At 46.6% G+C, this 13,987-nt stretch carries 15 protein-coding genes and 1 pseudogene; 8 read left to right on the top strand and 8 right to left on the bottom strand.

The genetic code is table 11. The annotated features are described in order from the left end of the window. Positions 1-8: 8 nt before the first annotated feature. The 3 genes from KNQ14_RS05600 to KNQ14_RS05590 form a co-directional block, all read right to left on the bottom strand. Positions 9-917 carry a LysR family transcriptional regulator gene (locus KNQ14_RS05600; RefSeq protein WP_023468518.1) on the bottom strand — a complete coding sequence of 303 codons (909 nt, stop codon included), beginning with the start codon at positions 915-917 and terminating at the stop codon, positions 9-11. Between the two features lie 13 nt (positions 918-930). Further along, a complete protein-coding gene (gene corA, locus KNQ14_RS05595) occupies positions 931-1,881 on the bottom strand; it encodes a magnesium/cobalt transporter CorA (RefSeq protein ID WP_214859917.1) in 951 nt (316 codons plus the stop codon). Between the two features lie 496 nt (positions 1,882-2,377). Beyond that, positions 2,378-2,926: a hypothetical protein gene (locus KNQ14_RS05590; RefSeq protein WP_023468520.1), complete on the bottom strand. Its 549-nt coding sequence runs from the start codon at positions 2,924-2,926 to the stop codon at positions 2,378-2,380. 284 nt (positions 2,927-3,210) lie between these two features. Here KNQ14_RS05590 and KNQ14_RS05585 point away from each other — a divergent pair, with 284 nt between their 5' ends. Both KNQ14_RS05585 and KNQ14_RS05580 read left to right on the top strand, forming a co-directional pair. Beyond that, positions 3,211-4,329 (top strand): NAD(P)/FAD-dependent oxidoreductase, encoded by a 1,119-nt coding sequence (locus KNQ14_RS05585; protein ID WP_035397025.1) that lies wholly within the window; start codon positions 3,211-3,213, stop codon positions 4,327-4,329. Between the two features lie 42 nt (positions 4,330-4,371). Continuing rightward, the gene (locus KNQ14_RS05580) at positions 4,372-4,695 is read left to right on the top strand and encodes a hypothetical protein (RefSeq protein WP_133207443.1); all 324 of its coding nucleotides are present in this window, start codon (positions 4,372-4,374) and stop codon (positions 4,693-4,695) included. A 78-nt stretch (positions 4,696-4,773) separates the two neighbouring features. On the opposite strand, the gene egtD is transcribed toward KNQ14_RS05580, so the two are convergent. From egtD to KNQ14_RS05555, 5 genes are all read right to left on the bottom strand, one after another. Continuing rightward, positions 4,774-5,730, bottom strand: a complete 957-nt coding sequence (gene egtD, locus KNQ14_RS05575; protein ID WP_055968420.1) for an L-histidine N(alpha)-methyltransferase — start codon at positions 5,728-5,730, stop codon at positions 4,774-4,776. Beyond that, positions 5,730-7,010: an ergothioneine biosynthesis protein EgtB gene (gene egtB, locus KNQ14_RS05570; protein ID WP_214859915.1), complete on the bottom strand. Its 1,281-nt coding sequence runs from the start codon at positions 7,008-7,010 to the stop codon at positions 5,730-5,732. The genes egtD and egtB overlap by 1 nt, the downstream gene beginning before the upstream one ends. Before the next feature lie 123 nt (positions 7,011-7,133). Continuing rightward, entirely contained in the window at positions 7,134-8,117 is a 984-nt protein-coding gene (guaC, locus tag KNQ14_RS05565; RefSeq protein ID WP_195864874.1) for a GMP reductase, read from the bottom strand. Between the two features lie 160 nt (positions 8,118-8,277). Next, positions 8,278-8,784 carry an NUDIX domain-containing protein gene (locus KNQ14_RS05560; protein ID WP_052017109.1) on the bottom strand — a complete coding sequence of 169 codons (507 nt, stop codon included), beginning with the start codon at positions 8,782-8,784 and terminating at the stop codon, positions 8,278-8,280. Continuing rightward, complete coding sequence (locus KNQ14_RS05555) at positions 8,771-9,328, bottom strand: GNAT family N-acetyltransferase (RefSeq protein ID WP_050679082.1); 558 nt, start codon at positions 9,326-9,328, stop codon at positions 8,771-8,773. Before KNQ14_RS05555 ends, KNQ14_RS05560 begins: the two co-directional genes overlap by 14 nt. Before the next feature lie 144 nt (positions 9,329-9,472). Here KNQ14_RS05555 and KNQ14_RS05550 point away from each other — a divergent pair, with 144 nt between their 5' ends. The 6 genes and pseudogenes from KNQ14_RS05550 to KNQ14_RS05525 all read left to right on the top strand — a co-directional run. Beyond that, positions 9,473-9,733, top strand: a complete 261-nt coding sequence (locus KNQ14_RS05550; protein WP_050679081.1) for an RNA polymerase sigma factor — start codon at positions 9,473-9,475, stop codon at positions 9,731-9,733. Positions 9,734-9,976: 243 nt separating this feature from the next. Next, a complete protein-coding gene (locus tag KNQ14_RS05545; RefSeq protein ID WP_023468529.1) occupies positions 9,977-10,177 on the top strand; it encodes a cold-shock protein in 201 nt (66 codons plus the stop codon). A gap of 82 nt (positions 10,178-10,259) precedes the next feature. Then, positions 10,260-10,625 (top strand): nuclear transport factor 2 family protein, encoded by a 366-nt coding sequence (locus tag KNQ14_RS05540; RefSeq protein WP_214859913.1) that lies wholly within the window; start codon positions 10,260-10,262, stop codon positions 10,623-10,625. Between the two features lie 124 nt (positions 10,626-10,749). Then, a complete protein-coding gene (serC, locus tag KNQ14_RS05535; RefSeq protein ID WP_214859911.1) occupies positions 10,750-11,814 on the top strand; it encodes a 3-phosphoserine/phosphohydroxythreonine transaminase in 1,065 nt (354 codons plus the stop codon). After that, positions 11,815-12,972, top strand: a complete 1,158-nt coding sequence (locus tag KNQ14_RS05530; RefSeq protein ID WP_133207446.1) for a phosphoglycerate dehydrogenase — start codon at positions 11,815-11,817, stop codon at positions 12,970-12,972. It abuts the gene before it with no gap. 13 nt (positions 12,973-12,985) lie between these two features. After that, a pseudogene (locus tag KNQ14_RS05525) lies at positions 12,986-13,906 on the top strand (DUF1015 domain-containing protein); the annotation flags it as partial. Between the last annotated feature and the right edge of the window lie 81 nt (positions 13,907-13,987).

Below are 13,987 nucleotides of genomic sequence, written 5' to 3'. Positions count from 1 at the left end.
TTTTTTCCTCATCGCGCAGGCGTTGGCCAATACGACTGAAAATAGTGAACGATGTATTGGTGGACGTGCCGGACAACAGGACGTAATTCCGTCCCGACGAGTCGGTTCAACGAGACATCCCATAACATCGGTGGGTCGAACGGGATGATTTTAATGTCATCCGCATGATGAAACCGTAGTATCGGCTCCGGTAGGATTGAGATGACGTCAAGTTCTTGGACCATCCCAATCAACAAGTCCCATGCTCCTGACATGAAGAAGATATTCGGCTCTTGCTGCACTTTACGAAACTCCGATAGTATTTGATGATGTAACATGAATCGATCGTTCAAGATGACAAGTGGTTCATTTCCGATATCACGATACGATAACGCTTCTTTGGCTTGAAACGGGTGATTCGGACGCACGGCGACGACGACCTCATCTTCGATCAATCGAAAACGTTCGATACCATAGGATTCGCCCGGTTCAATCAATATGGCCAAGTCGAGTTCTTCAAGTAACAGTCGACGCTTGAGTTCAAACGCTCCCTCTTCGATGATTTCGAGTTCGATGCCTGGATGTTCCGCCATGAACTTCGGAATCAATTGCGAAAATAAAACTGGTAATATGACGGGTGGGATGCCGAGACGGACCTTTCCTCGGACGACGTTCGAACGTTCACGCAGATGACCCATCAATGCTTGATGACGTGTCAGAACGATCTTCGCATCCTCATACAATTGACGTCCCGTTTCCGATAATCCTGTCAACCGTCCGTGCTTTCGAATGAACAGTTCTACTTGCTCCAGCTGTTCGAAGTCGCGGATCATCTGACTAAGCGCCGGTTGCGAGATCGACAAGTGCTTCGAAGCACGCGTTAAATTATAGCCTTGCTCGACGATCGTCGTAAAAAAGAGCAATTGTCGAATATCCACTTACATCCCCCCCTTATTCATCAAACCAGCGATTTTTTTTGAAGAACAGAATCATTCCTAAAGCGAGAAGTCCCATTGCCCCTAACGTTACGAAATAACCATACCGGGTCGTCAGTTCTGGCATGTGTTCGAAGTTCATGCCATATATACCTGCGATGAACGTCAACGGCATGAAAATCGTCGTGAAGATCGTCAATGTCTTCATGATACTATTCATCCGGTACGAGTTGAGAGAGATGAAATTATCCCGAAACTCAGACGTCATCAATCGATTGTATTCGATCATTTCCGATAATTTCAGTAAGTGATCGTATAGATCGCGAAAGAATGCCTGTTTCTTCGGATGAATCGATAACCGCTTCGATTCGACGACACGGTACAATAAGTCCCGCATCGGCATGACCGTCCGTGAGATTCGAAGTAACCGCGCGCGTAGTTCGAAAATCTCCTCCATCAACCGACGATCGTTTCCACGCGTCCGGTAGCGTTCCTCAAGCGCAAACAATTCATCTTCCGTCGCATGAACGATCGGAAAATAACCATCGACGATCTTGTCCATGATTTTATGGACGAGGTCGACCGTTTCTTGTTTGTCGAGGCGTCGGCTACACTGTTCAAACACGATATCAATTTCTGGCGAAGATTGCTCATGGTAGCTGACGAGATGCCGGTCGCTTGCGAACAAATTGATTTCGCGACTTGTCAACGTTCCTTCATCGAGCGCATGAAGGACAAAAAAGCTATGTTCTGTATAATATTCAAGCTTCGGACGTTGTAAGTAATGGAAACAATCTTCAATCGCTAGCGGATGAAAATCAAAGACTTCAATCAATTTTTGCTTTTCTGCATCTGTCGGTTGATCGAAATCAACGAAATAACGTGTGATGCCCGATTCCTGTATCCGACTTACATCATCAGTCAAAATGATTGTGTCATTCGCATCAATCAGTATACAACGAATCAACTTTTTCTCCCCCTTTTCCTATGTAAGCGTACTACATTTTTTCAAATGCAACAAAAAAAGGATTTCTCCGAAGAGAAATCCTTTCAGATTGTTGACTTGTAGACAAATGGACTGACTCAAAAAATGACGCACCCTTTCACGCCCTTTCCTCAGGCGAGACACAAGCCAGTTTTCCCGCTTCATTCGAGCAGGAAAACCTGTCTTGTTTGTCTCTGACAGCGCAAAATCGTGCTTTTTCCTGTAGGAGTGGCGTGTAATGCGTCATTTTTTTATATCCGGAAGAAGGATCCGAGAAGCATTTTGTTCACTCGAGATTGTTTCTTAAGGAAAAACAAGCAAGAGCGACCCTTGCAGCGAAGCGAAGCTGCGTGATGCTTGTCCCAGGAAAACGATGCGAGACGAACAAAAAAAGCGCAATCCTTCTCGTTAGAGAACAATTGCACTTGTCTTCAGTCTCAAAAGATTTCCCCGAAGAGAAATCCGTTTCATATAGCAATCAACCATGTTCAATATAAAATCCGCTCCAATAAACCTGACGATACGTAAACTCTTTTCCACTCTTCGTCGTCACAAGCATTTCATCTTCTGCCATGACGGCGATTTTAATGGGTACTTCACCGTGATCCGTCAAATAATTGAGGATCTCAAGATGCCGATTCAACCAAAGACGACGGCGGAACCAACGAAAACGACTGAATGCCGCACTGAAGTGGAGTAAGGCAAGCGCAAGGATAATTAAAGCAAACGGAAGTGGAATATCGAACAACGCAATCAAATATACATCTGCGATCAGCAAGGATAACGAGAGACCCATTTCCGTCATCTCCATGAAAGATGCTTTATAGGTCGCAAAGTAGGTCATCACACGAAATAGGAAGATGACCGTGAGGTACGGTACGAAATACATTTGAAACACATGGTCCGTGCCGCTGTTGACGAACATGAGCAACGGCAGGAAGAATAGCAATTTCCAGATTAGGATGGCGGAATAAAATAAAGTATGATCCGTGTAGCGTCTGCGTACGATGGCTTGACTCATATTCATTGCCTTCCCCTCCTTCATGATGGACCGTTTCAAAGTCGATGATGACAGGACATGATGCCTATAAGGGTATGTTTCCGAATTCAGCTGTTTCTAATCGTCTAATTCACAGTTTTTAGAAACTGTATATTTAGTATACGTCATGACGCGCTAAATGGTTCACTTTCCCCATCATTTCCCATCATTCGATGTGCTACAGATTGGAAACCCGCTCTTGCTAGTCGTCCGGATCTTCTACTGCTACAATAAAAGATATTCCAATTGAACAGAATCGAGTTGAATCTTTCATGTACACCCATATCATCATTGGCGCCGGAATTCTCGGTGCCTCGACTGCCTATCATTTATCGAAGGCTGGTGAACGCGTCTTACTCGTCGATCGGAAGGAACCCGGTCGAGCCTCTCATGCGGCAGCCGGCATCATCTGTCCATGGATGACACAGCGGCGAAATAAGGCATGGTACAAATTAGCGAATAACGGGGCTCATTTTTATAAGACATTGATTCCTGAACTGGAAGCACTCGGTGAGACGAGTACGGGTTATCAGCAAGTTGGCACGATCGCCTTACACGAAACATCAAAAATCGAAAAGATGGAGACGATTGCGCAAAACCGTTTTCCGGAAGCGCCTGCCATCGAACGTATCGAGCGACTGGACCAAGATCGTGTCAAAACGCTCTTTCCACTCGTCGAACAGATCGAGGATGCCTTATTCGTTTCCGGTGGTGCCCGCGTTGACGGACGTGCCTTGTGTGCCTCATTGATTCGTGGTGCTGTCGAACACGGTGCGACCGTCCTAGAAGGAGATGCTACTCTTGTCGTAGACAAAGGAGTCGTCACTGGTATAACCATGGAAAATGAACAGTACTCGGCAGAACAGTTCATTTTAACGGCGGGTGTTTGGTTAAATGACCTACTCCGTCCACTTGAGCTTAAAATCGATTTGCATCCGGAGAAGGGACAGATCCTGCAACTCGATTTGACGGATTCTACATCAACGACTTGGCCCGTCGTCATGGGACAACGCGGATTATATCTCGTCTCCATCCACGAAGGGAAACTGATCGTCGGTTCAACACACGAAAAACAGACCGACTACGACTTGAAACCAACCGTTAAGGGGATGTATGCCTTATTGAATCGGGCTTTACCTGTCTTACCGCGTCTCGAAGAAACAACGATTGATGAACTGCGTATCGGCTTACGCCCGTATACGAAAAACTCCCTTCCGGTGATCGGACCGCTTCAAAATCATCCGAACGTGTTCCTAGCGAACGGACTTGGTGCATCTGGTTTGACGATCGGACCCTATCTCGGTAGCCAATTAGCGAAGCTTGCACGTCATCAAGCGCCTGATATCGAATGGACGACTTATGAGCCGACCTATGTCTCTCTCGACTCCTGACCCACTCTATGCTTCACTTTGAAAGGAAGTACACCATTGTCCATGAAACCAATCGTTCCTCTTGAATTATTCGATGCTTTAGATATACGTGTTGGTACAATACAGTCGCTTTCGGATCTTACCGATGGCTCAATTCAGCTTGAACTACAATTCGACGGATTTACGCGTTTATTCTCACTCGACTGGGAATCACTGCGACCCGATGTCCATGAATTGCTTGGAAAACAAGCGATTGCCGTACTCAATATACCTGGTCGTACGCCTGAAGAGTCCGGTCGGGTGCTTGAGATCGGTCGCTCGGAACAATGGATGCCGATTCTCGTCGTACCGGAACATCCGATTCCGGAAGGAGCACGTGTCGAATAAGGCATATCATTTAGAAAAACACTCCCTGTGTCGCTTCCTAATGGAAGCTTTCAAGTGGGAGTGTTTTTTGATGTGCCGTTACATTTTTTCTAAATAATGCACGCTGAATCGTTCATCGTCATCGATCCAACAATTGACTGAATGAAAACCACTTTGACGGGCAAGTGTCTCAAACTCTTCTTTACTATACTTATAGGAGTTTTCCGTATGAATCGTTTCCCCTTGTTTGAATGGAACCGTCACATCTCCAACTTGCACGAGTTGATCGAGTTGACTCCGAAGATGCATTTCGATTCGTCCTTTTTCTTCGTTATAAAAAGCATGATGTTCGAATCGTGTCACATCAAACGTTCCCTCGAGCATCTGATTCAAATGCGTCAACATGTTCAAATTGAATGCTGCTGTGACACCGGCTGCATCATTATAAGCCCGTTCAAGCACATCAACAGACTTTTTCAGATCAACACCGATCAAGAATCCATCGCCCGTTTCAAGAATTCGTGAGGAATGACGTAAGAAGCGCATCGCTTCCTCCGGTTCAAAGTTACCAATCGTCGATCCCGGGAAAAAGATGACTCGTTTTTGAGACTCCTCGACCGGTAAAGAAATCGATTGTGAGTAATCCCCACAGACCGCTTTAATATGCAGCGCAGGATACCGTTCCGACAATTGGCGTGCAGATTCCATTAGGAAGTCTTTTGAGATATCAATGGGCATATACGTATCGAGATGTGTAAATGTCTCCAGTAACATCTGGATTTTACGACTGCTGCCACTTCCATATTCAATCAGTGTATGCACATCGCCGATACTTCGTGCAATCTCCGCTCGATGCTGCTCCAAGATGGCGAGTTCTGTCCGTGTCGGATAATATTCCGGTTGTTGCGTAATCTGTTCGAACAACTGGGATCCGATATGATCATAAAAATATTTTGCCGGTAAGACCTTTTGTTCTCGCATCAGACCTTCAATGACTTCTAAACGCATGTTTTGTTGCGGCGTATATAAATCGTACCCAATGACTGTCTCTCGCATCACATGTGACCTGCCAATCGGAAGCCGCCAAATAACCAACGTTTATCAGGCGGGAAGAAGTTGCGGTATGTCTCGCGAATGTGATCGTCAGGCGTCACGCACGCTCCTCCACGCAGTACCATTTGATTACACATGAACTTCGCATTGTATTCCCCGAGCGCTCCTTCGAGCGGTTTACTGCCTGGATATGAACTATAAGCGCTCGACGTCCACTCCCAGACGTTTCCGAACATGCTCGCAAGCGTTGTCTCTGACTCTTCGACGGCTACCGGATGGAAGGTTCCGCTTCCCATCATATTACGCTTCGTGACAGAATCGACTTGGCGAGAAGCCCATTCCCATTCCGCTTCTGTCGGCAAGCGTTTCCCTATAAAGCGACTATAAGCGTCCGCCTCATAAAAACTGACATGACAGATCGGTTCATCGAGACGAAGTGGTTCGACACCGTTCATCGTAAAGATCGTCCATTCTCCCGCGTCATCCTTCATCCAATATAACGGGGCTTTCCAGCCTTCTTTTTGAACCGTCGCGTACCCATCCGATAGCCAGTACTCTGATTTTTCATAGCCCCCTGCTTCAATGAACGCCAAATACTCCCCGTTCGTGACAGGACGCGTCGCTAATTCAAACGGATATAACCACGTTTTATGACGTGGACTCTCGTTGTCAAACGCAAAACCGTCTCCTGTATGACCGATCTCGACGAGTCCTTCCTCGAATTGGATAAACGATGTTTCCTTGACTGCATTTTCAGGCACATCTGTTGTCAACGACTTTGACTGATAAGCAGGTAACAGTGGATTCGTGAAAAAGTTATACTTCACGTCCATCAAGATCAATTCCTGGTGTTGTTGCTCGTGTTGCAGTCCCATCTCGACTAACGCTTCGATTTTCCGTTGGTCTTCTGGAGTCCGTTCTTCTTTCAAGAACTCGACCATTTGTCCATCGACATATGCTCGGTAAGCAATGATGTCTTCGACGGTCGGACGTGACAACATCCCTCGTTGTTGACGAGGCTGGTAAGCACCAATCGAGTTGTAGTACGAATTGAACAGATAATTGTACTTCGGATGGAAGACGCGATAGCCTTCACTATATTCTTGTAGTATCATTCGTTCAAAAAACCAAGTCGTATGGGCGATATGCCATTTCGGCGGACTCACGTCCGAACTCGCTTGAATGATGAAGTCTTCTGCTTCGAGCGGTTCAATCAAGGCAATTGTTTGGTTACGAACAGTGGCAAATTTTTCGATTAAGTACGATGTCGTTTCAAATAGCATGTCAATCACTCCCTATCCAAAATATTCCGAATCTTTTGGTCCATTTGATGTATACCCCTCCAATGGAAGAGTTATGCTAAAGAAACAAAAAAAGTCCGCTCCGTTAAGAGCGAACTGATCACTTTAATATACTTTATCACCGTTGAAGATCGAGTTCTTGACGACGACGTAGTCGACCGTCCGAATCGCCTGCAATTTATTTCCACCAGCATACGAAATTGCCGATTGTAAATCTTGCTCCATCTCGATCAACGTATCCACTAGACTTCCTTTATGCTCGACGAACATCTTCTTTCCTTCGACGTTCTTGCGTTCCCCTTTTTGGAACTCAGAAGCAGAACCGAAGTATTCCTTGACGAGCACCCCATCTACTTCATGTGTCTCACCAGGCGATTCCTCGTGCCCTGCGAAGAGTGAACCAATCATGACCATCGAAGCACCGAACCGAACTGACTTCGCGATATCGCCATGCGTCCGAATCCCGCCATCAGCGATGATCGGTTTACTTGCTGCTTTTGCACACCAACGAAGTGCCGCGAGTTGCCAACCACCTGTACCGAATCCTGTCTTAATCTTCGTAATACACACTTTACCTGGTCCGATCCCGACTTTTGTTGCGTCGGCTCCCGCATTCTCAAGTTCGCGCACCGCTTCTGGCGTACCAACGTTACCCGCGATGACGAAACTTGCTGGTAGAAGCGACTTGATGTGACGAATCATCTGAATGACGGCTTCCGAATGACCGTGTGCGATATCAATCGTGATGTATTCAGGAGTCAGCCCTTCTGCTGCGAGCTGTTCGATCAGCTGATATTCCTCTTCCTTGACACCGACGCTGATTGAAGCGAACAGTTGACGTTCTTGCATCATACGTACGAATGCCAAACGACGAGCCGGTTCGAATCGATGCATGATATAAAAATAATCGCCTTCCGCTAAGAACAAAGCAATCGATTCATCAATGATCGTTTGCATGTTTGCCGGTACGACCGGAAGCTTGAAACGTCTACCACCGAACTCGACTGACGTATCACATTCCGAACGACTACCAACGATTGATTTTGCTGGAATTAATTGAATATCTTCATAATCGAATACTACATCCATGAATAACACCTCTAATTACGAATATTTTTTAATATATTGGCGATAATCATTCGCCCCTTGACTACTATAACGAACTGTCATCATAGTGTCAAAGAAATTTTCGCGTTTTTAAGGTTTTTCAAGAACTTTATTCCGTTATCAGCAATTTAATGTTCGGTTTTTACCGATTTTGTTGTTGTAAATCTGTCAACCAGTGCTCTTCCCAGTCAAAATAGCTCGTTGCTTCGGATGCTTCAAACACGTGATCAGGATAAGGCAGTGCTAAAGGAGGACGATCCTGTTTCGGAAAATACGCCAGTTGCTTTGATTCGCCATCGATGGCTTCGAGCGTTCCGCCGACTACCTTACACTCGAATACCGTCGCTACATATTCAACTTCGTTTCCATCTGGGTACGTCAAACGGAACGACTCTCCACCGAAGGTCGCAATCAGACGGACCGGTCGGACGAATAGACCCGTCTCTTCATAGACTTCGCGAATGACTGCCTGTGCCGGTGATTCCCCCAGTTCGATTGCTCCAGCAGGCAAACTCCAAAACGGACCTCCTGGATCCTGAAAGAGGATGTGACCTGCTTCGTTTCGAATGATCGCTGCGACGCATGGTGTAAAAAGACGCTGCGTTCCGACAAGTTGGCGCAGATTGGCATAATAATTAGAGATTGGCATGACGTGACTCCTTTCGGTCTTCTTTTAATAGGGCAAACAAAACAAAGTCTTCCCAGGCATCGTTGATGAAGAGATTTTGTTTCGCGATTCCTTCTTTACGAAATCCGACTTTTTCAAGGACACGGATCGAGCCGATATTCTCTGGCATGACTTCAGCTCGGATCCGGTGGAACTGGTGGACATCAAATAAATGATCTACGAACAATCCGACCGCTTGTGCCATATATCCTCGTCCTGAAAAGGCGGCATCCAACTGGTAGCCAATCATGCACGTCTCCGCTGGTCCACGTTGAACGAACATCGCCGAAACATCCCCAATCAACTGGTCCGTCTCGGATAAAAAAACACCATACGCATAATAAGCATCTTGACGCATCAACTCTAGATGACGATGAATCCGTTCTCGTTGCCCTTCTATCGTGTATTGTTCAGGTGACGGCTTGATAGGCATCCAGTATTCAAAGTGATCACGGTTTCGCAAATTCACATCAAGGATCGCCGCTGCATCCTCCAAGATGTACGGGCGAATGTATACAGGAAACATATAACGTCCCTCCATTTCCATTATTATCTTTAGTTCAAGAAGTTTGAGTGTTTCATAATTCATATAGCGGGAATCTACATAATAGTTTTATTACATTACAGTGACAGCATACTATAGAGAAAACTGTCGAAGAAGGAGTGACCTATGTATTCAGACATTGATTTGCTCAATCAAATCAAACAACGCGATTCCGTCGCGTTAGAACGATTATACGATCGTTACGAAAAAACACTCTTTCTTCTATTCCGTCGCACACAAGTCGAGGATGCACTCATTCATGCCGCGATGACGCAATTGTTTCGTACCGTTTGGGAACAACCGACACGTTATCCGAACTTCCAAGGATTCATTTTGCATACATTACGACAACTCAGTAGTAAAAGAGAACATATTCCGATTCGTTGAAAGAATCAGTTATACTCTTTCGACACAAGTAGAATGAACCCTTTAATTGCATGCTTTATTCAGAGAAGAACAGCTTCGTTTGTTCTTTTTTTGTTTTGTCCTTTCTTTTTCGATTCAGGCATGCTATATTATTAAGTAATTATTGTTGTTCGGTGGAGATACGAAGTGTTTCACTTTATATTCGATGAAATTGATCACGGTAGTAATAATCAGTGTGCCAGTCACACGCAGGAGGCAATACACATGGAACAAGGTAAAGTAAAATGGTTTAACGCAGAAAAAGGATTCGGCTTCATCGAGCGCGAAAGCGGAGACGACGTATTCGTACACTTCTCAGCAATCCAATCTGAAGGTTTCAAATCACTTGACGAAGGTCAAGAGGTTTCTTTCGAAGTTGAAGAAGGTCAACGTGGACCACAAGCAACTAACGTTGTAAAACTTTAATTTCTTTTAGACCCTGCTCACGCAGGGTCTTTTTTTGTTTATATATGCTACACTAGCGATTCAGGAAGAAAGGAGATGTAACATGACACTCGAACAAACGATGCAACACCTTCAAGATGCTATGCTAAAAGGAGATTTATCACAAGTCTCGCATCTATTATCTCCCGAATTTACGTTCATCGATGCATTAGGGCGGTCATTTGATGCCGAGACCTACCTCGATCATTACGTGGATCCTGCAAACATCCGCTGGTTATCCCGGACCGATGATTTTTCATACATTGATCATTTCGAAGATACGGCAATCCAGTATAGTTTGACAGAAGACCGATTTGAATACGGGACAACTCAATACGTTGGTCGTTTCCGGATCGTATCCATCTATCGTGCTACGTCAGAGGGTTGGAAATGGCACTTTGGTCAATTGACATCTCTTGATCCGTCGTAACGGATTCAAGGGATGTTTTTGTTTTCATTTTCCATTCATCGTCAGTTGGAATTGCTTCTCATTTTTCATTCCGTTACACTTGAGTGGTACATATTTTCTGAAAATTCAAGAAGGAGTGTTCCTCATGACGGTTTATAACTTTTCTGCCGGTCCAGCAGTCCTTCCTGCCTCGGTCCTATTGAAGGCTCAATCCGAGCTACTCGATTATGAAAATTCAGGACAATCCGTTCTTGAAATGAGTCATCGTTCGCCAATCTTCGAATCGATTCGGGAGGCGGCTGAAAAATCCTTACGGAGACTGATGTCGATTCCCGATTCGTACTCCGTATTGTTTCTTCAAGGAGGAGCTACACTTCAGTTCGCGATGTTACCGCAAAATCTGGCGACGATGACCGGACGGATTGATTTCATCGATACCGGCGGCTGGTCGACGAAGGCGATTGCAGATGCCAAACTGTACGCCACGGTCAACGTGCTCGCCTCTTCCGCTGATCATGGTTATCGCTTCATTCCAGAAGGTCCGTTCACGTCAACAGCCGACTATTTGCACATCACTTGGAACAATACCCTCGAAGGGACGACGTATCAGACACCGCCTCTCGTCGATGTGCCACTCGTCGCAGACGTCTCGTCATCGATTTTGTCTGAACCATTGCGAATCGAGTCATTCGATGTGTTGTATGCTGGTGCTCAAAAAAACCTTGGCGTCGCTGGTTTAACGGTCGTCATCGTGAAGAACGAGTTGCTTGATCGTGTTCCTGACACGATCGGTGCCTACTTACGGTATGACATCCATGCAAAACAGCGATCTCTTTATAACACGCCACCGACGTTTAGTCTTTATATGACGAAATTAGTGCTCGATTGGATTGAAGAGACGGGACTCGAGACGATCGCGGCACGAAACGTCTCACAAGCGCGCATGTTATATGAAGCAATTGATCAATCCGATCTATTTCATAACCATGTAGCCGTCAAGGATCGAAGCCGGATGAACATTCCATTCTCGACCGGAAGCGAATCGGAAGACGCTGCTTTCTTGAACTTCGCTGCGCGTCACGATTTGATCAATCTTGCCGGTCATCGCTCGATTGGTGGAATGCGCGCGAGTCTTTACAATGCGATGCCGACCAAAGGGGTTACGGCACTGATTCATATCATGCACCGTTTTGAACAGGGGGAACGTTAAATGTATCAAGTCCAACTATGGAATGATCTATCAGACAAAGGATTAAAACGATTCACAGACGACTATCACGTCCAGCGAGAAACGGAGCAGCCAGACGCCTTTCTCGTCCGCAGCAAGGATTTACATGACATGCGCTTTCCAGATAGTCTCAAAGCCGTCGCCCGAGCTGGCGTCGGTGTCAATACAATTCCACTCGATCAACTCGCGAACCGCGGGATTCCCGTCTTTTCGACACCAGGTGCCAATGCGAATGCCGTCAAGGAACTTGTCATCGGTAGTTTATTCCTGACGGCGCGAAAACTCGTCCCAAGTCTGCTTTGGACGAACAACTTACGCGGACCAGATATTCCGGAGCGGATCGAAGCGAACAAAAAACAATTCGTCGGAACGGAGTTGCTCGGGAAACGAATCGGGATCGTCGGACTCGGGGCAATCGGGGCAAACTTAGCCAACACCCTTCACGAGCTTGGCATGACCGTCACAGGCTATGATCCACATATGTCCGTTGAGTCTGCCTGGCGCGTCTCGAATCAGATTCAGCGGGCAACACAGCTCGAGGATCTCCTCGCGACAAGCGACTACATCACGTTGCATCTCCCGCTCGTTGATGCGACGACGGGTTTACTCGATGCGTCACTCTTCTCGAAGATGAAACACGGCGCGACCCTACTCAACTTCTCGCGTGGTGAACTCGTCGATGAACAAGCGTTAGCAGAAGTGCTCAGGTCCGGTCGCCTGGCGAATTATGTGACGGATTTCCCGAACGCCTTCATCTTGTCCCTCCCCCGAGTCATTGCCTTACCACATATCGGGGCATCAACAAGTGAAGCGGAGGAAAACTGTGCCATCATGGCGGTCGATCAACTGCGTCTGTTCCTTGAGACAGGAAACATCCGCAATGCGGTCAATTTCCCAGCCGTCGAGCTACCGTTCACTGGAAAACGACGAATTACGATTGCTCACCACAACATTCCGAACATGGTCGGTCAAATCGCCTCGGTGTTAGCGCAAGAGTCGATCAATATCGCGAATATGATCAATGGTAGTAAAGATGCGATTGCCTATACAATCATCGATATCGATAACCATGCGGACGAGATGATTTCGCTCGACCGACTGAATCAGATTCCTGGCGTCTTGAAAACACGCCTACTCTAAAGGAGTGAACCCCATGCCAACTTTCGAACCTTTTGCGGCGTTACGACCGGACTCAAAATATGCGGCAGAATTTGCCGCCTTACCGTATGATGTTTATTCGCGCGAAGAAGCACGTTCCGAGATCCGACGTCATCCGCTGTCTTTTTTACGGATCGACAAAGCAGAAGCCACCCTTCCGTCATTGATCGCTGAAGATGACCCACGCGTTTATCAGCAAGCGGCGCTTGCCTTCGAAGAGAGTCAAACAAACGGCATCTTACAGCTCGATACGGACGAAACGTATTACATTTATCAGTTGTCAGACGGGACACATACGCAATCCGGTTTCGTCGGATGTGTTGCCGTCAGCGATTATGAGACGAATCAAATTCGTAAACATGAATTCACACGTCCAGATAAAGAGCGCGACCGTGTCCGACACGTCGAACAGTTACAAGCACATACGGGACCGATTTTACTGGCGCATCAGACGGATCCACAACTCGAAGCAATCGTCACGACGGTCACTGCTGGCGATCCCCTATATGATTTCACCGTCGATGGAGTGACGCACCGAATTTTTAAAATCGCCGATCGTAATCACCTGTTGACGATCGGGAGCCAGTTCGCCCGTCACGATGCTCTCTATATCGCTGATGGTCACCATCGTGCTGCAGCAGCAGCCATCGCTGCCAGTCGGACCGACCAGGAGGAAGCCCAACGTTTTCTTGGCGTCTCCTTCCCGCAGGATCAATTACGGATTCTCGGTTACCATCGCGTCGTTGAAGATTTGTACGGTCAATCCGTCGTTGATTTCCTCGAGCGATTAGCCCATCGCTTTACGATCACAAAAGGACGTGCCGAACAAACGAAGCCTCACCAAATCGAGATGTATCTCAACCGGCAATGGTATACCCTTTCGTACAATTCTGAACGAACAGGTACGAAAGCGAATCTCGACGTCTCGATTTTGCAAGAAGAGCTGTTGACACCGTTACTCGGTATCGAAGATCCACGGACGGACGCACGGATCCAG

The sequence above is a fragment of the Exiguobacterium sp. s161 genome (genome assembly GCF_018619045.1).
Lineage (GTDB): Bacteria > Bacillota > Bacilli > Exiguobacteriales > Exiguobacteriaceae > Exiguobacterium_A > Exiguobacterium_A indicum.
The sequence above is the reverse complement of the archived record's forward strand: the minus strand, read 5'-3'. Positions and strand labels throughout refer to the sequence as shown.